The 20,400-nt window shown below is 73.8% G+C and carries 13 protein-coding genes; 7 read left to right on the top strand and 6 right to left on the bottom strand.

Features of this window, described 5'->3' with window-relative positions:
* Positions 1–13 precede the first annotated feature (13 nt).
* Genes NQZ70_RS16915 through NQZ70_RS16925 form a run of 3 tightly spaced genes read right to left on the bottom strand, consistent with a single transcriptional unit; the run spans position 14 to position 4,084 of the window.
* Positions 14–883, bottom strand: a complete 870-nt coding sequence (locus tag NQZ70_RS16915; protein ID WP_129575127.1) for a hypothetical protein — start codon at positions 881–883, stop codon at positions 14–16.
* A gap of 10 nt (positions 884–893) precedes the next feature.
* The gene (locus NQZ70_RS16920; protein ID WP_237245372.1) at positions 894–2,432 is read right to left on the bottom strand and encodes a serine/threonine-protein kinase; all 1,539 of its coding nucleotides are present in this window, start codon (positions 2,430–2,432) and stop codon (positions 894–896) included.
* Complete coding sequence (locus NQZ70_RS16925) at positions 2,429–4,084, bottom strand: sigma 54-interacting transcriptional regulator (RefSeq protein WP_272828548.1); 1,656 nt, start codon at positions 4,082–4,084, stop codon at positions 2,429–2,431. Before NQZ70_RS16925 ends, NQZ70_RS16920 begins: the two co-directional genes overlap by 4 nt.
* A 265-nt stretch (positions 4,085–4,349) precedes the next feature.
* Between NQZ70_RS16925 and NQZ70_RS16930 the strand changes: the two genes are divergently transcribed.
* From NQZ70_RS16930 to NQZ70_RS16960, 7 genes are all read left to right on the top strand, one after another.
* Positions 4,350–5,744: an SGNH/GDSL hydrolase family protein gene (locus tag NQZ70_RS16930; RefSeq protein ID WP_129575128.1), complete on the top strand. Its 1,395-nt coding sequence runs from the start codon at positions 4,350–4,352 to the stop codon at positions 5,742–5,744.
* Between the two features lie 338 nt (positions 5,745–6,082).
* Positions 6,083–7,492, top strand: coding sequence for a sigma-54 dependent transcriptional regulator (locus NQZ70_RS16935; protein WP_129575129.1), 1,410 nt, complete (start codon positions 6,083–6,085; stop codon positions 7,490–7,492).
* Between the two features lie 576 nt (positions 7,493–8,068).
* Entirely contained in the window at positions 8,069–12,061 is a 3,993-nt protein-coding gene (locus NQZ70_RS16940; protein ID WP_129575130.1) for a serine/threonine-protein kinase PknK, read from the top strand.
* 5 nt (positions 12,062–12,066) lie between these two features.
* Complete coding sequence (locus NQZ70_RS16945; protein ID WP_129575131.1) at positions 12,067–13,686, top strand: VCBS repeat-containing protein; 1,620 nt, start codon at positions 12,067–12,069, stop codon at positions 13,684–13,686.
* Positions 13,687–13,752: 66 nt separating this feature from the next.
* Entirely contained in the window at positions 13,753–14,268 is a 516-nt protein-coding gene (locus tag NQZ70_RS16950; RefSeq protein WP_129575132.1) for a hypothetical protein, read from the top strand.
* Positions 14,269–14,305: 37 nt separating this feature from the next.
* Positions 14,306–15,373 carry a hypothetical protein gene (locus NQZ70_RS16955; RefSeq protein WP_129575133.1) on the top strand — a complete coding sequence of 356 codons (1,068 nt, stop codon included), beginning with the start codon at positions 14,306–14,308 and terminating at the stop codon, positions 15,371–15,373.
* A 197-nt stretch (positions 15,374–15,570) separates the two neighbouring features.
* Complete coding sequence (locus tag NQZ70_RS16960) at positions 15,571–16,452, top strand: YhcG family protein (protein ID WP_165374009.1); 882 nt, start codon at positions 15,571–15,573, stop codon at positions 16,450–16,452.
* Between the two features lie 880 nt (positions 16,453–17,332).
* On the opposite strand, the gene tnpC is transcribed toward NQZ70_RS16960, so the two are convergent.
* The 3 genes from tnpC to NQZ70_RS16975 form a co-directional block, all read right to left on the bottom strand.
* Entirely contained in the window at positions 17,333–19,369 is a 2,037-nt protein-coding gene (gene tnpC, locus NQZ70_RS16965; RefSeq protein ID WP_165374010.1) for an IS66 family transposase, read from the bottom strand.
* A gap of 276 nt (positions 19,370–19,645) precedes the next feature.
* On the bottom strand, positions 19,646–20,047 hold the full coding sequence (tnpB, locus tag NQZ70_RS16970) for an IS66 family insertion sequence element accessory protein TnpB (RefSeq protein ID WP_129572581.1): 402 nt from the start codon (positions 20,045–20,047) through the stop codon (positions 19,646–19,648).
* Positions 19,987–20,400: a helix-turn-helix domain-containing protein gene (locus tag NQZ70_RS16975; protein ID WP_129572580.1), complete on the bottom strand. Its 414-nt coding sequence runs from the start codon at positions 20,398–20,400 to the stop codon at positions 19,987–19,989. The genes tnpB and NQZ70_RS16975 overlap by 61 nt, the downstream gene beginning before the upstream one ends.

The following is a 20,400-nucleotide window of genomic DNA, read 5'->3' on the forward strand; positions in this document are numbered from 1 at the left end:
CGAGCCTGGCGCCTCAGAACCGGCCGCCGAGCGCGGCGGCGGCGCCGCCGCGCAAGGGGACGACGTGCACCGCGGTGGCCGCGGCGGGCGCCGCGGGCTCGGCGCGGCGCAGGACGAGCGCGGCCACGGCGCCGCCGAGCGCCGCCACGCCGACGCCGAACGCGATGTTGGCGCCGAGGATCTTGGCGCGCACGGCGTCGACGTCCGCCTCCGTGCAGCGCGGGGCGCACGTCGCCCGCAGGCGGTCGGCGTCGGCGCGCGCGCTCAGGCCGAGCGCCGCGTAGACGACGCCGCTCACGGCCGCGGCGCCGCCGAGCGCGATGGGCAGGAAGAGCGCGCTCGCGGGCGACGACGCGGCGCGGTCCTCGCGGGGCGGGACGGCGCCCGCTCCCGGCGCGCCCGGCCGCGCGAGGCGGGCCGAGACGCGGCGCAGCTTCTCGCCCTCGCGCACCACGAGCCGCAGCGCCACGGGAGCGCTGCCCGCGCGCTCGAAGCGGAGCACGTGCTCGCCCGGGTCGACCTCGACGGCCTTGCCGTCCAGCCGCGCGGCGAGCGGCGCGCCGTCGATCGTCACCCGCGCGTCGGCCACGTCGTGGCCCTGCTCGTCCTGGGCGCTCAGGATCAACGTCGGCACGCGCGCCGTGACGTCGGTGAGCCAGCCCGCGCAGTCCGACTGGACGAGATCCGGACAGCCGGCGCCGCCGCACGCGATGAAGCGCGCCCGCGCCTCGCGCAGCCGGCCCTCGTCGCGCAGGCGCTGGCCCTCCTCCGAGGCCGTGAAGCACGCCTCGGCGTCGCCGGCGCGAGCGCGGGCGGGCTCTAGGCACGCGAGCGCCGAGAGGGCGGCGGCGACGAGGAAGCGGCGAGAGGTGCGCTGGTTCATCCGGCCTCCATCAGAAGCACTCGCGCTTGTAGCGCTTGTGGCCCTGGCCATCGATCACGAACGGTGGATTGCACCCGTCGCGCGCGGGCTCGCGGCGCGGCAGCCGCCGCGCGCCCGCGCCGGCCGCCTTCGCGGTGGGCGCGACGGGCGCAGCCGTCGCGGCGGCCGCCGTGGGCGCAGCCGTCGCGGCGGCCGTCATGAGCGCGGCCGGCGCAGCCGCCGCGGCGGCCGCCGTGGGCGCGGCGGGCGTCGCCGACGCATCCGGCGCGCCCGCGCCGCCCGCGCCGGCCGCGAGCGGCGCCCCGTGCGCGAGCGCCGCCGGCCGCGCCGCGACCCGCGCGCGCGCCGCCGCCGCGACGCCGGCCCTCGCGCGGGCGCGCGGCGGCGCCTCGGCGCGCGCGAACCCGATCGCCGCCGCGGCGATCGCGAGCGCCGCGCCCGCCGCCGCCACCGCGCCCCAGCGCGGCCGGCCCGGGCTGGCGGCGGCCGGCTGCGGCGCGCTCGCCACGGCCGCCTCCGCCGGGCCCGCCCCGGTCGCCCCGAGGGCCGCCCCGAGCTCCGGCGCCGTGCTCGGCGTGGCCGCCGCCGGCTCGAGCGCGGCGATCAGCGCCGCGCGCCGCGAGAGCGCCTCGCCCGCGAGCGACGCCACCCACGCGCCCACCTCCGAGGTCGACGCCGCGAGGCCCGTCGCCTCCAGCGCGAGCGCCATCTCGCGCGCCGTCGGGAACCGGTCCTCGGGGCAACGCGCGAGCGCGCGCAGCGTGATCGCCTCCAGCTCCGGCGGCACCCCGGGCCGGCGGGCGCTCGGCGGATCCACGCCCGCCTGCAAGAGCCGCAGGATCGAGAGCGCCTCGCCGCGCCCCTCGAACAGGCGCTCGCCCGTCAGCGTCTCCCACAGCACCACCCCGGCCGCGTACACGTCCGCGCGCCTGTCGAGCGGCTCGCCCGCGATCTGCTCGGGCGACATATACGCCAGCTTGCCCTTGAGCTGCCCGTCGCGCGTGATCTGCGCGCGCCCGGCCGACTTCGCCACGCCGAAGTCGAGCACGCGCGCCACCCCGTCCTCGCCGACGAGCAGGTTGTGCGGCGACACGTCGCGGTGCACGAGGCCGAGCGGGGCGCCGTCCTCCGCGGTCGCCTCGTGCGCCGCGTGCAGGCCGTGGAGCGCGCCGGCGAGCACCGCGCAGGCGATGCGCGGCGGGGGCGCGCCGCCGTCCTTCGTCGCGGCGCGCAGCAGCCGCGCCAGCGACTCGCCGTGCACGTACTCCATCACGAGCAGCACCTCGCCGCCGCTCGACACCACGTCGATCGTCGCGACCACGTTCGGGTGCCGGATCCGGGCCGCGACGCGCGCCTCGTCGAGGAGCATGGCCACGAGCTCGGGATCCCGGACGAACTGCGGGTAGAGCCGCTTGACCGCCACCGTCCGCCGGAACCCGGCCGAGCCGTGCTGGCGCCCGAGGTGCACCGTGGCCATGCCGCCGGCCCCGATCTCGTCGAAGAGCAGGTAGCGGACGACAGCCGACGCGCCGCCCTGGGCCCGCATCATCGGGGCGACGATAACACGCCCGCGGCGGATGCCGCGGCGGCATGTCCGCCGGACCGCCGCGCGCGCGGCGCCTTGCCCCGGAGCGCCGCGCGCGGCCTCTTCAGGTGGACCGCCGCGCGCGCAGGAGCTGGAAGTACCGCCGCGCGAGGCCCGACGCGGCCGCCGCGCTCCGGACGTTGCCCCCGTGCTGCGCGAGCACGCGCTGCACGTACCGCCGCTCTAAGTGCTCGACGATCCGCTCCCGCGCGCGCGGCAGGGGCAGGTCGAGCGCGAGGATCTCCTCGATGATGTCGTTGGATGTCGCAGCCTCGGCCCCCTCGCCGGCCCCGGCGCCCGCCGAGGCCGGCGGCGCGGGCGTGGCCGGCGGCAGCGCCGAGGAGGCGGGCCCGGTCGACGCGGCCGGCTGGGGCACCGACGCGGGCCTGGGGCGCCGACGCGGGCCCGGTCGCCGGGGCGGCCTGGGGCGCCGACGCGGGCCCGGAGGGCGGGGCCGGCGCGCCCGGAGAGGCCAGCCCGGCCCGGCTTGTCTCGATCGGCGCGGCCTCGCCGAGCGCCACCCGGCGCGCCACGGCGTTGTAGAGCTCGCGCACGTTGCCCGGCCAGTCGTAGTCCTCGAGCCGCTCGGCGAACCCCTGGGGGAACGGCGCGCCGCGATCCGCGAGCTGCCGCCAGAAGTGGTGCGCGAGCACCGTGACGTCCCCCCGCCGCTTGCGCAGCGGCGGCAGCTCGATCCGCGCCACCGCGAGCCGGAAGAACAGATCGTCCCGGAACCGCCCCGCCTGGATCTCGCGCTCCAGATCGCGCCGCGTCGCCGCGAGCACCCGGATGTCGACGCGGATCCACCGGTTCGAGCCGACGCGCTGCACCTCCGAGCGCTGGATGGCGCGGAGCAGCTTCGCCTGCAGGCCGAGATCGAGATCGCCGATCTCGTCGAGCAGCAGCGTGCCGCCGTGCGCCTCCTCGAAGACGCCGCGGCGGGTCTCGTTCGCGCCGGTGAAGGCGCCGCGCTCGTGCCCGAAGAGCGCCGACTCGACGAGCGTCGGCGGCACCGCGGTGCAGTCGAAGACCACGAACGGCCCGGCGGCGCGCGACCCCTGCTCGTGGATCGCCTCGGCGAGCACCTCCTTGCCGGTCCCGGTCTCGCCCTCGATGACGACGGGGACGCTCGAGGCCGCGAGGCGCTCGCAGAGCGGGTAGAGCCGCCGCATCTCCTCGCTGGCGCCGACGAGCTTGCCGAAGCGCACGGCGCGCGACAGCTCGGCCGCCTGCGTGACGCCGAGCGCCTCGACGCGGAGCACGGTCTCGCCGATGCGGACGAGCTCGCTGCCCTGGAGATACGCGTCGCCGACGCGGATCCCCTGGACGAAGGTGCCGTTGGTCGAGCCGAGGTCGGTGACGCGCAGCCGGGCGCCGGCGAGCTCGAAGGCGGCGTGGCGGCGCGAGACGAGCCGGTCGGTGAGGGTGATGTCGCAGGCCGGGCTGGTGCCGGCGAGCACGCGGGCGGGCAGCCCCGGCGCCACGGTGAACCGGAGGCCCTCGTCCGGGCCCGCCATGACGGAGAGGGCGAAGCTCTCGGCCGCGGCCGCGGCGGGGCGCATCGGCCCGGGCACGAGCTCGGTGGAGGCGGCGTCGTCGTCGTTCCACGGGGGCATGCCCCCATCTCAGCAGGCCTCCGCGCCGGCGTCACGCGGCGCCGCGGCGCGGCCGCGCGCGCCCGGTCCGCGAACACGGTGGGTTTCCGGCGTGACCGGATGCTACGGAGCGTAACGCGCGCCCGCCCCGGTGTTACCGATCGTAACGCGATGCCGCGGATCGAGGCTCCAGCGCGCTCGCCCGGCGATGAAACATGGTGTCACTCGGGCCCTGCGTGTGGCACCGTGGGCGCCACTTGTAGGGGAATAGCGTCGGATGAGGACCATGCGGAAAATTCTTTACGCACTGCTGTTTCTATCGATCACCAGCTGCGGCGATGATTCGCCCGGATCCGATGCGACGAGCACCGGGTCGAGCGCGACGAGCGGCTCGGGAGGCTCCGGGGCTGCGACGAGCTCCAGCGGGTCGGAGGCTTCCGGCACCGGCGGCGGCGGCGGCAACGACGCTGGCGGAGGCGGAGCGGGCGCCACCGGCGGCGCCGGGGGCACGGGGGGCGAGGGCGGCGGCGGCGGCGACGGCGGCAGCTCCGGGGAGAGGCGCTGGGTCGGCACCTGGACGACCGGCCCGCAGCTGACCGAGACGAACAACAACCCGCCCGCGCCTGGCCTCGCCAACAACACCCTGCGCCAGGTCATTTACACCTCGATCGGCGGCAGCAACGTGCGGCTGCTGCTCTCGAACGAGTTCGGCGACGGGCCGGTGACGATGAGCTCCGTGCACATCGCGGACTCGACGAACGCCGACGGCATCAATGCGGACACCGACAAGGCCCTGAAATTCATGGGCGCCGATTCGGTGACCATCCCGGTGGGCAAGACGGTCTTCTCCGATCCGATCGATTACAACCTCAAGCCCAACAGCAAGCTCGCGGTGACCATCCGGTTCGGCGCCGTCCCGAGCGGGATCACCGGGCACCCGGGCTCACGGACGAACTCGTACATCCAGACCGGCGATGGGGTCTCGTCGCCGACGCTGACGTCGCCGGTGAGCACCGCGCACTGGTACTACATCACGGGCCTCGACGTTATGGCCGATCCCTCGGCCGCGGCGATCGCCATCCTCGGCGACTCGATCACGGACGGCCGCGGCTCGGTCACGGACGGGAACACGCGCTGGCCGGACTTCCTGTCTCGCCGGTTGCGGGCCAATCCCGGGACCGAGAACGTCGCCGTGCTGAACCTGGGGATCGGCGGGGGCACCGTGCTGGCCGGCGGGCTCGGGCCGACCGCCAAGCTGCGCTACCAGCGCGACATCCTGGACCAGCGCGGGGCTCGCTGGGCGGTCATTTTCATCGGCGTGAACGACATCGGCAACGACAGCGCGCCGAACGTCGCCGACGCTCTGATCGAGGCCTATAGCGATTTCATCGACAAGGCGCACGACAAGGGGATGCTCGTTTACGGAATCCCCATCCTGCCGTTCAAGGGCAACGGGTACTACTCCGCCGAGCACGAGGCCGCCCGTCAGAAGGTCAACACCTGGATCCGCACGAGCGGCGAGTACGACGCGGTCATCGACCTGGACCCGGCGGTCGTCGACCCCAACGATCCTGCCAAGCTGCAAGATGACCTCGACTTCGAGAATGACGGGCTTCACCTGAACCCGACTGGCCTCGAAGCGATGGCGGACGCCGTCGACCTCTCGCTGTTCACCAAATAACGCGAACCGAGCACGGGGGAGCACGGCCGGGCGCGCGACATCCCGCGCGCCCAGCCGAGACCCCCGCTTCCCTGGCGGGGAGCCGGGGAGCCGTGGTGATCGCCGAGGGCTGCGATCGAGGCCACGGGGGTAGACACCCCATCGGTAAAGCAGATCGCTGGGCGCCGGTGTTGACGCGTTGCGTCGTGCGTCCACACATGTTCATCCGTTGCGCTCCTGAGTAGCCTTCATCCCATGCGCGGAGGACACGACGCGGAGGCCGTCGCCACGGAATGTGCGCCCGTGCTCGTGGCGGCGGGCGGGCTCGGTCCACGCGCCGGCGGGCCCGAGGTGGCGCCGTGAGCCGGATCCTGCTGGTCGAGGACGAGGTCGTCATCCGGATGGAGCTCCGGCGGCTGCTCGCGCGCCACGGGCACGACGTCGTCGAGGCGGGGTCGATCGCCGAGGCCGAGGAGGCGCACGATCTGCGCGCGTTCGATCTGGTGCTCGCCGACGTGCGCCTGCCCGGCGCGCCCGGCACGGAGCTCGTCGGCCGGTGCGGCGGGGCGCCGGTCGTGCTCATGACGAGCTACGCGACCGTGAAGGCGGCCGTCGACGCGGTGAAGCGCGGCGCCGCGGATTACCTGTCGAAGCCGTTCGATCACGCCGAGCTCGTCGCCCTGGTCGACCACCACCTCGCCGGCGCGCGCGCCGCGCAGGGCGCGCCCGCGGAGAGCGCGCCGGCGTCGATGCCGCCCGCGCCGGCGTCGATGCCGCCCGCGCCGGCGTCGATGCCGCCCGCGCCCGACGACGAGGAGCTCGAGGGCATGATCGGCGGCTCGGCGGCCATGCGCGAGGTGTTCGCGCGGGTGCGCAAGGTGGCGCCGAGCGAGGCGACGCTGCTCGTGCTCGGCGAGAGCGGCACCGGCAAGGAGACGCTCGCCCGCGCCGTGCACCGGCTCAGCCCGCGGCGGCAGTTCTCGTTCGTGCGCGTCCACTGCGCGGCCATCCCCGAGGGGCTGATCGAGGGCGAGCTCTTCGGCTATGAGCGCGGCGCCTTCCCGGGCGCGCTCTCGGCGCGCGCGGGGCTCTGCGAGGCCGCGGAGGGAGGGACGCTCCTGCTCGACGAGATCGCCGAGCTGCCGGCGCGCGTGCAGGCGCGGCTCCTCCGCTTCCTGCAGACCGGCGAGGTGCGGCGCGTGGGCGCGGCGCAGGCCCGGCGCGTCGACGTGCGCCTCATCGCGGCGACCCAGCGGGATCTCGTGGCGATGGTGCGCGAGGGGTCTTTCCTGAGCGATCTCTACTTTCGCCTGCGGGTCCTCGAGATCCGCCTGCCGCCGCTTCGCGAGCGGCCGGGCGACTCGGTCCGCATCGCGGAGTCGCTGCTCACGCGGCGCGCGCGGGCGACGGGCCAGCGGCCGCTCGCGCTGTCGCCGGAGGCGCGCGCCGCCATCGCGGCGGCCCCGTGGCCGGGCAACGTCCGCGAGCTGGAGAACGCCATCCACCGCGCCATGGTCCTCGCCGAGGGCAGCGAGATCGGGGTGGGCCTGCTCGGGCTCGACGACGCGCCGCAGCCCGCGCCGGCGGCGCATTCCTCGGCCGCGCACGAGAGCGAGCCCCGGTCCGACTCGCTCGAGGGCTATTTCCGCCGCTTCGTCCTCGAGCACCAGCACGAGCTGACCGAGACCGAGATCGCCCGCCGCCTCGGCATCAGCCGCAAGGCCCTCTGGGAGCGCCGCCAGCGGCTCGGCATCCCTCGGCCGCGCTAGCACCCGACGCGCCCAGACGATCTTTCTCTATCAGAACACGCTTCCGGCCGTGCCCCTTCGCACGACGATTCCGTCGGCTCGCGGGCCAAGCCTTCGAAGAGAAAAATCGAACCATAGAGGCGACGATTCGCGGCCTTCGCACATCGCCCATTACGCGGCGCTCCAGGCCGAGGGCGGTGGTGGCCTAATTGCCCCGGAGTGATTCACATGAAGGCGGGAAGGCTGGAAGATCATTGATCTTTTCTTCCCGCCTTCCCGCCTTCATGTTCAATTTAGGCCACCACCCCGAGGGCGTCCCGGTACGACCACGGCTATCGCGAGATCGCGCTCGACGCCGGCTCGCTCACCCGTCGCCGTGAGCAGCGCCGCCGCGCCTTCGCTCGAGATGCCGGTTCCCTGAACGCCCGCGCCGCGTGCCCGGGCGAACAACGAGGCCGCCGACGCCACTGTCGCGTGATGGCGCCGACGCCATTGTTATATCCTACGGTCTGTGCCGTGGAAGATCTCGAGCTTTGAACGCCCGCCCACCGGCCGCGCCGCGCGCCGCCGGACCGCCTTCCGCGCCGGGCGGCGCGCATGACGCCCCTCCGCGCCTTCGAGCGCAGCGAGCGCTTCGAGATCCGGCGCCAGCTCGGCGCCGGCGGGTTCGGCGCCGTCTACGAGGCCGTCGACCGGCGCTACGGCTGCGTGATCGCGCTCAAGGCCCTCTACCAGCAGTCCGAGCCGAGCGCGCTGCTCCGCTTCAAGCAGGAGTTCCGCAGCCTCGCCGACGTCGTGCACCCGAACCTGGTCACCTTGCACGAGCTGCTCTCCGACGGCGGGACGTGGTGCTTCACCATGGAGCTCGTCGACGGCATCGACTTCCTCAGCTTCGTGCGCGTCCAGCTGCCCAGCCACCGCGCGCGCGCCGAGCAGGAGACGGTCGTCTCGGACGCGTTCGTGGACCGCGCGTCGCTCGAGCCGAGCACCGCGCGCCCCTTCCCGACGGACGACGGCACCTGCGCGGCGCGCGCCGCGGCCGGCGGCGGCGTCGCGGGCCCGGACGACGTGACGCAGGCGCTGCTGGCGTCCCCAGCGCCCCCGGCGCGGCGCCTCGACGGCGGCTGGCCCGAGCGCACGTCCAGCCCGCCCCGCCCGCTCCGGCAGGCCTTCTCGCTCGACACGCGGCGGCTCCGGGCCGCCTTCGCGCAGCTCGTCGAGGGGGTCTCGGCGCTCCACGCCGCCAACATCCTCCACCGCGACCTCAAGCCCTCGAACGTCCTCGTGACGCGCGACGGCCGCGTGGTGCTGCTCGACTTCGGGATCGCCAAGGAGCTCAAGCCCAGGGCGCCGGGCGAGGCGACCGTCGAGGACCTCGTGGGCACGCCGGCGTACATGCCGCCGGAGCGGCTCACCTCGACGCCCGAGACGGAGGCCAGCGACTGGTACAGCGTCGGGGTGATGCTCTACGAGGCGCTCACCGGCGCGCTCCCGTTCGCGGGCTCGGTGGTCGACACGATCTCGGCCAAGCTCTGGTCGACGCCGATGCCGCCGTCGCTCCTCGTCGACGGCGTCCCGCGCGACCTCGACGAGCTCTGCGCGGCGCTCCTGCAGCGCGACGCGGCCGCGCGGCCGTCGAGCGCCGAGGTCGTGCTGCGCCTGCACGGCGAGCGGGCGGCGCACCCGGTCCGGTGGCTCCGCGCCCCGCCGGAGGGCGCCGAGCGGCTCGTGGGGCGCGAGCGGGAGCTCGGCGCGCTGGAGGACGGGTTCCGCGAGAGCGCCGCCGGGCGCACCCTGGTCGTGCTCGTCGCCGGCCGGTCCGGGATGGGCAAGAGCGCCCTCGCGTCGAGCTTCCTGCGCGCGCTGCGCGAGCGCGGCGCCGCCACCGTGCTCGCCGGGCGCTGCCACGAGCGCGAGTCGGTGCCCTACAAGGCGCTCGACAGCCTCGTGGACGCGCTCTGCGAGCACCTCCGGCGCATGCCGCCCGCCGAGTCGGCGAGCGTCCTGCCGGACGACATCCACGCGCTCGCCCGGCTCTTCCCCGCGCTCCGCGCCGTCCCGGGCGCCGGGGCCGACGGCGCCGGGGCCGACGGCGCCGGGGCCGACGCCGCGCCCGCGGCCGCGCCGGACGCGCGGCAGGCGCGCTGGCGCGCGTTCCAGGCGCTCAAGGAGCTCTTCCGCCGCCTCGCGGCGCGCCGGCCGCTCGCGATCTGCATCGACGACCTGCAGTGGGGCGACGCGGACAGCGCGCGCCTGCTCGCCGAGCTGCTCTCGCCCCCGGACGCGCCGCGGCTCCTGCTCATCGCCTGCTACCGGAGCGACGAGGCGGAGCGCTGCGCCCCCGTCGGCGAGCTCCGGCGGCTCGCGGCCCGGCGCGGCGCCGCGGTCGAGCTCCGCGAGGTGACGGTCGAGCCGCTCTCGCACGAGCAGGCGATGCGCCTGGCCCTCGAGCGGCTCGGGCCCGCCGCGGGCGCGCGCCTCGAGCGCGCCCAGGCGATCGCCCGGGAATCCGAGGGAAGCCCCTTGTCGGTGAGCGAGCTCATCCAGTATCTCTCGAGCCGGGACGGGGGCACGCTCGCACCGTCTGGGGGGGGAGGCGACATCAGCCTCCGGCGGGTGCTCATGAGCAGGATCGACGAAATGCCCGAGCGCGCCCGGCGGCTCATCGAGGTCGTCGCGGTCGCCGGATGCCCGATCGAACAGGAGGTCGCCTTCGCGGCCGCGGAGCTCGGCGAGGACGCGCTCTCGTGCCTCACCCCGCTCCGCGCCGCCAACCTGGTCCGGATCGCGGAGGCCCGCGGCGGCCCGCGCCTCGAGATCACCCACGATCGCATCCGCGAGGCCGTCCTCGCCGCGCTCGATCCCGCGGCGCTCGCCGCCCGGCACGCCCGGCTGGCGCGCGCGTTCGAGGCGACCGGGCGCGCCGATCCGCAGGCGCTCATGGTCCACTTCCACGGCGCCGGGGAGCTCCTCGAGGCGGCGCGGCACGCGGCCGCCGCGGCCGATCTGGCGAGCGCCGCGCTGGCCTTCGACCGCGCGGCCGAGCTCTACGCGCAGGCGCTCGCGTGGGGGCGCGGCGGCCCCGGCGACACCCCCGAGGCGCGCCGCGATCTCCTGGTCCGGCGCGCGACCGCGCTCGCGAACGCCGGGCGCTGCCGCGACGCGGCGCCGCTCTTCCTCGCCGCGGCCGAGGGCGCGCCGCCCGCGGTGGCGCTCGATCTGCGCCGGCGCGCCACCGAGCAGTACCTCGTCGGCGGCCACCTCGAGGAGGGCACCTCCGCGCTCGTCCCGCTCCTCGCCGAGGTCGGCCTCGGCTATCCGGCGACGACCGCGCGCGCGGTCCTGACCGTGGCCGCGCTCTACGCCCGCATCCGGCTGCGCGGCCAGGCGTTCCAGGAGCGCGCCGCGGCCGAGATCCCGCCCGAGGTGCTCACGCGGATCGATCTCTGCCTCTCGGTCAGCAAGGCGCTCACCGACGTCGATCCGCTGCGCTCGACGGTGTTCCTGTTCCGCAGCCTGCTGCTCTCGCTCGATGCGGGCGAGCCGTCCCGCGTCGCGCTGGGCCTCTCCGCCTTCGGGCTCATCTCGGCGTTCCAGGGGACGCCGTCGGCGATCGAGGAGGGGTCGAGGCTGCTCGCGCGCGGCGAGGCGATCGCCGAGCGGCTCGGCGATGGCCGGCTCGGCAGCGTCATCCGCATCTACGTCGGCGGGGCGCACCTCGTGCGCGGGGCGTGGCGCGAGGCGCTCGAGTACTACGACGCCACCCGGCGGCAGCTCGAGGAGCGCTGCGTCGGCGTCGAGATGGAGCGCAACCTGGCGCAGGCCGGCGCCCTGGTCGCGCTGGAGGCGCTCGGCCGGTTCGTGGAGCTCGCGGAGCGCACGGCGAGCTGGCGCCGCAGCGCGACGGCGGTGGGCAACCTGTTCGCGTCGGTGTCCGCGACGATCGCGTCCGCGGTGCCGCTGCTCGCCGCGGACGACGCGGCCGAGGCGCGGCGGTGCGTGCGCGAGGTGGTCGCCCGCTGGGCGCGGGGGGCGATGCACGTGCAGCACCTCTACGCGCTGCGCCTCGAGACCCTGGCGGACCTGTACGAGGGCGAGGCCGACGCGGCGCGCGCGCGGCTGCTCGCCGAGTGGCGCGGCATCGAGCGCTCGCAGCAGCTGCGGGTCCAGCCGGCCCGCATGGACATGCTGCTCCTGCGCGCCCGGACCGCGATCGCGGCGGCCGCGGCGCGGCGCTCCGGCCGGGAGCCGCTCCTCCGGGAGGCCGAGGCGGACGCGGCCCGGCTCGAGCGCGAGGTGCGGCGCGACGGCGCCCCGCTCGCGGCGCTGCTCCGGGCGGGCGTCGCGCGGCTCCGCGACCGGCCGAGCGAGGCGCTCGTGCAGCTCGGCGCCGCGGCGCGCGGCTTCGACGCGGTGGACATGGCGCTCCACGGCGCCTGCGCCCGCCGCGGCCGGGGGGAGCTGCTCGGCGGCGACGCCGGGCGCGCGCTCGTCGCGCAGGCCGACGAGGCGATGGCCCGCCAGGGGATCCGCCGCCCGGATCGCTGGACCGCGCTCTACCTGCCGGGCTTCGGCGGCCCAGGAGGCTGACCTCGATGGCGACGTCCTCGGCGACCGCGACGGACCCTCGGCGCTCCCGCGCCGCGCGCGCCTCCTCGATTCCTCCGGCGAGGGCCGCGGCCCTCTGGCCCGCGCTCGCCGCGGCCCTGGGGTGCACCTCGCAGGCCGGCCTCGCCCCGCCGCCGGAGCCGGTGCAATCGGACGCGCAGGCGCTCTCGCCGTTCGTCGCCCGGCCGCTGCCCTATTCGACGGAGCCGGGCTGGCGGTCGGCCCACGACGACAAGGTGAAGTACTCGATGGGCCTGGGGCTGGCCGACATCAACGGCGACGGCTTCAAGGACATCGTTGTCGCGAACGGCAACGACATGGAGACAAAGCCGATCGTCGTCTATTACAACGATGGGACGGGCCATTTCCCGCCGCAGCCCAGCTGGTCGTCGGCGGACGCCGACTACAACACCGGGCTCGCCGTGGGCGACATCGATCGGGACGGCTGGGTCGATGTCGCGGTGAGCGTCGGCCCGCGGGAGCCGGGCACCGTGAAGCTCGGGCACGTCAAGGTGTACAAGAACCGCGGCGGCGCGCTGGAGCCGACGCCGGGCTACCGCAGCGCGGACGGGTACTCGAGCGTCGGCTGCGCGCTCGGCGACGTGGACGGCGACGGGGATCTGGATCTCGCGGCCTCCGTGGCGCTCGAGGAGGGGTATGCGCCGGGCCCCGCGCGGATCTATGAAAACGTCGGCGGCGCGCTGTCCCCGCTGCCGACCTGGAAGAGCGCGAGGGTCGATCACAGCTTTGGCATGGAGTTCGCCGACATCGACGGGGACGGCCTCCTGGATCTCGCCGTCGCGATGCCGGGCGTGCCGATCTTCCGCGGCGTGCTGCGGGATCGCGGCGTCATCTCCCTCCCGCGGGAGCCGGCCTGGACGGCGAGCGAGTCCATCCAGTATCCGATGTTCCTGGACGCGGGGCGACTCGGCACCTCCTCCGGGCTCGTGGTCTCGTACAGCGACTTCGGTGCTGGCAGCGCGCGGCTCTCGGGCGCGCCCGGGCGGGGGGCGGCGGGCGCGAGCGCGGGCGCGAGCTCGACGCGATTCGAGGCCTACGCGCCAGAGCTCCAGCGCGGCTCGACCTGGAGGTCGGCGAGCGCCGGCTGGGGGGCTGGCGTCGCGCTGGCCGACGTGAACGGCGACGGCGTGCTCGATCTGATCGCCGGCCGCTGGGGCCCGGCCCCGCCGCCGAGCGCGCTCGGCGCGCCGCTCCAGATCTACCTCGGGCAGGGGGGCGGGTTCACCCGGGAGCCCGTCTGGTCGTCGGCGACGATGACGGTGCAGGAGACCGTCGCGCTCGCCGACCTGGGCCGGGAGGCATTGCGGTCGGCGACCGAGACGTTCCGCATCCAGCGCGAGCAGGCCGTGGTCACGCTCTCTCGCCCGATCATCGAGCAGATCGACGAGATCCGCCGGAACGGCGCGCCCGTCGCGCGGCGCGACGTCGCCGCGCTCCCGGGCGGGAGCTGGATCTCGTTCGCGCAGCGCCTCCGGCCCGGCGACGAGGTGGAGGTCCGCTATTCGTACTCGACGGAGCTGGACATCGTCGAGACGAACTGGGATACATCGAATTACATCTACTATTATCGCACGTCGTCCCGGTGAGCGCCGGGCGGCCCGTGGGCGCAGGGCCCTTGCCGCGTCCATCACCCTAGCCGTGGAGCGGTTCTCATGTTGATGTTCTTCATCGCCGATCTCGCGCGCGATCCCAACCTGCAGGCCGCGTTCAGCGAGGATCCGGAGCGCGTCATGGCGCAAGCCGGCCTCTCGGACGAGCAGAAGGCGCTCTTGCGGACCCGCGATCCGAAGCGCATCGCCCACGCGGTCGCGCAGGAGGTCGAGGCGCTGCCGATCCGGTCGGTGGACCCGGTGGTCAACTGGATCGGCCCGGTGCTCCACGTCACGGCCGTCGAGCCGAACAGCGGCGTGCACGGGCAAGAGGTCAAGACCGTGGTGTACGGCACGTATTTCGAGAGCACGATGGCGTGCTCGCTGGTGCAGGGGACGACGGTCATCTCCGGGGTCGTCTCGAACGTGGTCACGGGGATGAACTCGAGGATGGATGTGCGGTTCAACCTGGCCAACGCGGTCCCGGGCCCGTACGGCGTGCAGGCGAAGTCGCGGCGGGCCGAGAGCACGCTGCCGAGGGCGTTCGACGTGAAGCGCGCTCGCCAGACGCCGGCGTGAGCGGCCGGGGCGGCGCGGCCCCGCGGGGAGGGCCAGGGTGATCGTCCCGGTGCGCGAGCTCTTGGCCGAGGGCGCGGCGCTGCTCCCGCCGGCGCTGGTCTCCCCGGCGGCGCGCGCGCGGCTCGCGGCGGCGGCGGTCGGCCTGCCCGCGGCGGCCTCCTGCGCTGCCGTCGAGTGCCGACTCGGCGGCTCCGAGCGGGTCGATCTGCTGGTCTGTCTGACGGCGGCGGAGGGGGGGCATCGCGCGCTGGTGCAGCGGCGCGCCGAGCTGGACCTGCTCTCGACGCCGGCGTGGGCGCGGGTCGTCGCGTTTTGCGCGGAGTGGGCGGACCCTGGCTCGCCGCTCTACCGCGGCGTCCCGCTGCTCTGGCTCGAGCTCGACCTTCCTGACGACGGGGCGCGGGGGCCGTCGTCCGTGCCGGCGCCGTATCCGTTTCCCTGCGTCGAGCCCGCGGTGCCGGGCGGCGTCGCGCCGGCGCGGCCGGGGGAGGTGGGCCGGACGGGCGACGGGGCCGCGCTTCCGGAGCAGGCGGGCGTGATCCGGCGGGCGCTCGCGCTCCTGCTCGGAGAGCCCCCGCCGCCCGCCGTCGACGGTGCCTTGTTCCGGTGCATCGCGCGGCTGCCGCCGAGCGGGCGCGCGATGCACGTGGCCCCGCTCGCCGTGCGGGAGCGCGCCGCGGTCCGCCTGGTGGTCGCGATGGCGAAGGCCGATGTCCCGGCGTACCTGGCGCGGATCGACTGGCCCGGATCGATCGCGGACATCGAGGCGCTCCTCGACAGCATGGTTCCGTTCACGAGCCATGTCGGCTTCCACCTCGACGTCGGCGCGGCGGTGGAGCCGATGCTGGGCCTGGAGATCTCGTTTCCGGTCGTGGATCTCCGCTGGGCGACGGCGCTCGACCGGCTGGTCGCGCTCGGCGCGTGCTTGCCGGATAAGCGTGACGCGATCCTGGCCTGGCCGGCGGACGCGCGGCCCTGGCCGGGCCGGGCGTGGCCGACGCGGCTGCGCCAGGGCGTCATGCTCAAGCTGGTCTATCGGCCGGACGCGCCGCTGGAGGCGAAGGCGTATCTCGGGATCACGCCGTACGTGGCGCTGTTCGGGTGAGCGAGGCGGCGGGTGGGGCGGGGCGTCTTCGTAAGGCTCAGGGGCTTCGGTAACGAGATGCGGTATGCAGGACCGTCTCGGCTGGCCGCCATCAACAGCGAGCTCGTCTGGCTGTACTGGCAGGTGGGCCGCCGCCTTCGCGAGCACGTCGTCGGCGAGGGCCGGGCGGCGCGTACGGCGAGCAGGTCGTCGCCGACGTGGCCGCCGCCCTCTCGGCCGAGTACGGCCGCGGCTTCGGCAAGCGCAACCTTCACCACCACCACATGCTGCGCTTCGCTGAGGTTTTCCCCGACCCGGAGATTGTGCACGCGCTGCGTGCACAGTTGAGCTGGACCCATCTCCGGGAGATCATCGCCCTCGACGATCCCCTCCAGCGCCGCTTCTACGTCGAGCTCTGCCGCCTCGAAGGCTGGAGCACCCGGGCGCTCCAGGAGAAGATCGCCGGCATGCTCTTCGAGCGCACCGCCATCGCGAAGCGCCCGGAGGCCGTCGTTCAGGAAGCCCTATCCGCGCTCGGTGCGAGCGGCCGGATGACGCCCGACCTCATCTTCCGCGACCCGTATGTCCTCGACTTCCTCGGTCTGCCCGCCTCTTTTGGCGAGCGTGAGCTGGAGGGCGCCATCCTGCGGGAGCTGGAGGGCTTCCTCCTGGAGCTGGGACAGGGCTTCAGCTTCATCGCGCGGCAGAAGCGGATGAGCATCGGCGCCGAGGATTACTACCTCGACCTGCTCTTCTTCCACCGTTCGCTGCGGGCGCTCGTGGCCGTCGAGCTCAAGCTCGGCCGCTTCGACGCCCGCGACAAGGGGCAGATGGAGCTCTACCTGCGCTGGCTCGACAAGCATGAGCGCCAGCCCCACGAGAACCCGCCGCTCGGCCTCATCCTCTGCGCCGACAAGAACGAGGAGCAGATCGAGCTGCTCCAGCTCAGCGAGGGCTCGATCCGCGTGGCGAGCTACCTGACGGAGCTGCCCCCGCGCGCGCTCCTCGAGAAGAAGCTCCTGGAGGCCATCGCCCACGCGCGCGCGCAGATCGGCGCCCCACCGCGGCCGATCACGAGCGGGGGTGAACCTTCGACCTGAGCCGAGGAGGAGACCGCGTGACCATCGATACCAGCGAGAAGGGCCTCGAATCCCACATCGTCCGCGCCATGACCGGGCGGATCGACCTCCTCTCGCCGCGGTGAAGAGGGACGACGAGGACGCCTTCGACTCGATCATCGTGGTCACGGAACGCCGCATCCTCGACGAGCAGATCCAGCAGAATATCAAGCAGTTCGTCCAGGTGAGCGCCGTGGTCGGCGCCGTCACCGGCGCGGGGGGCTCGAAGACGCAGCAGCTCTCGAAGTTCCTCGCGTCCGGCGTGCCGGCTGTTCGTCCCCGCCGCGGCGCCCTCCCGCTATCGCTCGTCGAGGAAGGCCGACGGCTCCTGGAGCGTAGCCGCTCCGCAGAGCGCGTTCCGAAGCGTGCTTGTGGAAGGCGGCCCCGTGCGTACAGTCGCGGTGCGATGACGAAGCGACGGAGCGGGGATGCAGGCGTCGAAGTCCCGAGCCTGACGACAGCGGTGCTGAAGCTGTCAGCACCGCAGGTCGCATGGCAAGGCCGCGAGGACGCCCCCGCCAGGGCGAAGGGACGCCCGCGTCGCGCGGCTGAGCAGGAGGAGGAGCGCGCAGGAGCGGCCGAGGCCGCCGGCGTGCGGCGCCGCAAGACCGCCGCCCAGCCGTCGGCGGAGGAGGTGGGCGAACGGCGGCCGACCCGAGGCGCGGACAAGCAGCGCCGAAGCGAAGCGAACCGAAGGCGCCCCGTCGAGACGAGCTCGACGGTGGCGGGGCGAAGCGACGACAGCACCGGCTCGACGAGCCGACGCACCTCGGCGCGGACGCGGAAAGGACGCGCGCCTGGCTCGGCCGCTCCGGACGCAACGAGCACTGTGGGCGCGACGCAAGCGGGCGACGCGGCGCGATCAGCGGTCGCGGAAGACGAGCCGCGAGCCGGAGATCCGAGCCAGGTCCAGGTACTTGAGCCGCCCCTCGGCGATGAGGCGTTGTCGCGTCGCGACCCAGTTCTTGGGACTCAGGTCGAGGATGCGGCTGAGCGGATAGCTCGGAGCCACGGTCAGGATCTCCTGCAAGTACAGCTCGGGGTCGAGCCCGTGCATCTGGCAGGTCGCGATGAGCGACGTGACGGCACAGGCCCGGACAGCATGCTCGTCGCTGCCGTGGAAGAGCCAGTTGCGTCGTCCCTTGACGACGCGGCGCAGAGCCCTCTCACTGGCATTGTTGTGGATGGGGACCTCCCCGTTGGAGAGGAACTCGCAGAGCGCCTCCCTCTGGTTGTGCAAATAGACCAGCCCTTCGCGCAACGGCGAATGCTCCGGGACGACCTGCCGCTGCGCCTCGACCCAGGCGAAGAGCTTCTCAATCAGCGGTGCGGACTCGCGCTGCCGGATCTCGAGACGCTCGTCCGGGCTGCACAGGGCGCATTCCTCCTCGACGCGGAAGAGCGCCTGGATGGCCTGGAGCGCGAACGCCGCATCCTTGCCCGCCCCGGCCTTGAACGCCTTGAAGAAGCGCCTTCGTGCATGGCTCCAGCAGCCGGCCTCGCGCGCCTTGCCCGGCCCGAACAGCACGTTGTGGTTGGCCGAGGCATCGGCGACGAGCGTCCCCTGGTAGCCGCCGAAGAGCTTCGCGACGGTGGGACCGTCGTACGTCGGTGTATAGCGGAACAGCACCCCATCGCCCGGCGCGACGAGGACGAAGACATGCCCATAGCGGTGCTTGTCCTTGGCCCGGATGGCGGTGCCCGTCGCATCCATGGCGAACCACGACCGCGAGAGCGCGTCGCTCCAGATGGCATCGGCGATGCGCATCGCAATGCCGCCACAGTCGTACTGCCAGCGTGTCATGTTGCCGCGGCCAATGCGGAAGCCGTGGCGCTCCGACTCCACCTCTTGCCTGTAGTATGGCATGTGGTAGTCGAGCTTGTGGACGAACAGGTGGGCCAAGAGGCTCGGATCGGCAAGGCATCTGGCGATCGGGCGCTCCGGCAGCGAGGCGATCTTCACAGGTCCGCCGCTGTCCTCCGCAGCGTCCGACTCGGGCGTGTAGCGTACGAGGACGCCGTCGACGAAGGGGCTTTGCTTGAAGCCCGTGTCCGCGGGGATCCCCAAGAGCTCGTGCTCCCGCACGACGAGGGGCTCGTCGAGCTCGCGCTTGAAGGCCGGCTCTGCGGCTGGCAAAGAAGCAGGCTCCTCGCCCGCTCCGCGGCTCGCCGCCGGTGCCTCCGCCTTGGCCACGTACTTGGGGCGACGCCAGACGATCTCCACGGGGCCGCCGCGCCGGTGGCCGATCACCGAGCTGTCTTCGACGCCCACACGCTCGAAGCGCTCGCTACCTTGGAGCAGCACCTCCGGCGGCAGCGTCTCGATGATCACCCTCGGGATGACACCGATGCGACGGCGCCCGTGCTCGTGGCGCTGAACTCGCTTGCCACCTCCGGGATCCGAGCTGGAGCAGGACTCTGCGGTCCCCCCACGCTCCGCCGGGCTCGCGAGGCCCGGCGGCGGGATGCTGCCGTCGCTCCGATCCGCCTCAGGCGAGGCGCTGTGGGTCTCGGCCTGCGACGAAGCTTGAGCCGGACAGGCGTCTGGCTCGCCGGCCAGCGAAAGCCGCAGCTGGTCAGGCGAGATCTGCTCGGAGACGTGGCGCCGGAACCCGATCTCCAACGTCCGAATCGTCTCCTGCAGCTGTTGATTGTACGCCTTGAGCGACTCGACAGAGCGAGCGAGCTCTTGGGCCTGTTGCTCCGCCGTCGAAAGCTCGGCCAGCTTCGCCTCGAGCTCCTGCACCCGCCGGAGCAGCGCGTCGACCACCGACGCGGGGTCGGCGGGGCTCCCCTGTCCTTGTCCCCTGGCCTGAAGATAGCCGAGCACGAGCGCCGTGCCGTCAAGGCGCTCTGTCTCCGCCGCCTGCGGGAGCTCGGTCTCACCGGGTCGTGTCAAGGCGCGCCATGGATGCCCCCTCCGCTGGCTCCTGGCAAGTACCTTACGCAGGCACTTTTGGCTGTTTTTGATGAGAATCCTTTGTTGAAAATGGGAACGCGGGGCAAACATGGTGCGCCCTCGACGCCGCGCTCTCGCGAGGTCTTCGGGAGGATGCAACTCGCGCCCTGCTCCATCTCCGCATCAGGCTGAGCCGGCTCCGTATCAGGCTGAGCCGGCCGCCATCGGGCCGCGCTGGCGCCGGCAGCGTGGTGGACGAGCGCCGGCGCAGACGCCTCAGTGGACCAGCCGGCGGCGGCTTGCCAGCTCTTCCACGGGTAGACCAGCGAGCAGCTGCGCGAAGTCCTGTGCTGACAGCTCGATACACTTGCCGTCAGCCTCGGTGAACGAGGGCAGAGCAAATGCACCCTTCGAGAAACGCTTGTATAGAATTGTATACCCGTTGCGGTCCCACCAAAGTGCCTTCAGTCGGTTGCGCCTCTTGTTGAAGAACAAGAATAGCGCGCCGCTGGCTGGGTCCAGGCACAGCACCTGCCGGGTGATCGCGGCGAGCCGGTCGAACGCGCCACGCAAGTCCACTGGACCGACGGCCAGATACACGGCTATCGTCGCGGGGGTCACTGCCCCCTCCGCAACGCCTCGATCGCTTCCACGAGGTCGCGCGCGCCTATCCCACATACCTGCATCCGCGTCCCATCGGTAAATGCGACGTTGAGCCGCAAAGGCGGCGCCTCTCGGCGCTCCGGGCGCACCACGACGGGTAGGAACGGAACATGCTGAGCCGCCTTGGTGGTCGCTGGCAACGCACCATCATCTGCGCGCTCACCGCCAGCCACCCATCGGTCGGCAGTCATCTTGTGGACACCGAGCTCCGTGGCGATCTCGGCCGGCGTCGCCCCCGCCCGGGAACGCTCCCTGGCGTACGCCTCGGCTCGGTCTCGCAGCTCGCTCGGGTACTTCCCACGGCTCTTCTTCTCACGATACCTCGACAGCTCCGCACGCAGCTGCACCAGCTCTCTGCTTCCTGGCAT

Source organism: Sorangium sp. So ce836 (assembly GCF_028553905.1).
In the GTDB taxonomy this organism is placed as follows: Bacteria; Myxococcota_A; Polyangia; order Polyangiales; family Polyangiaceae; genus Sorangium; species Sorangium cellulosum_D.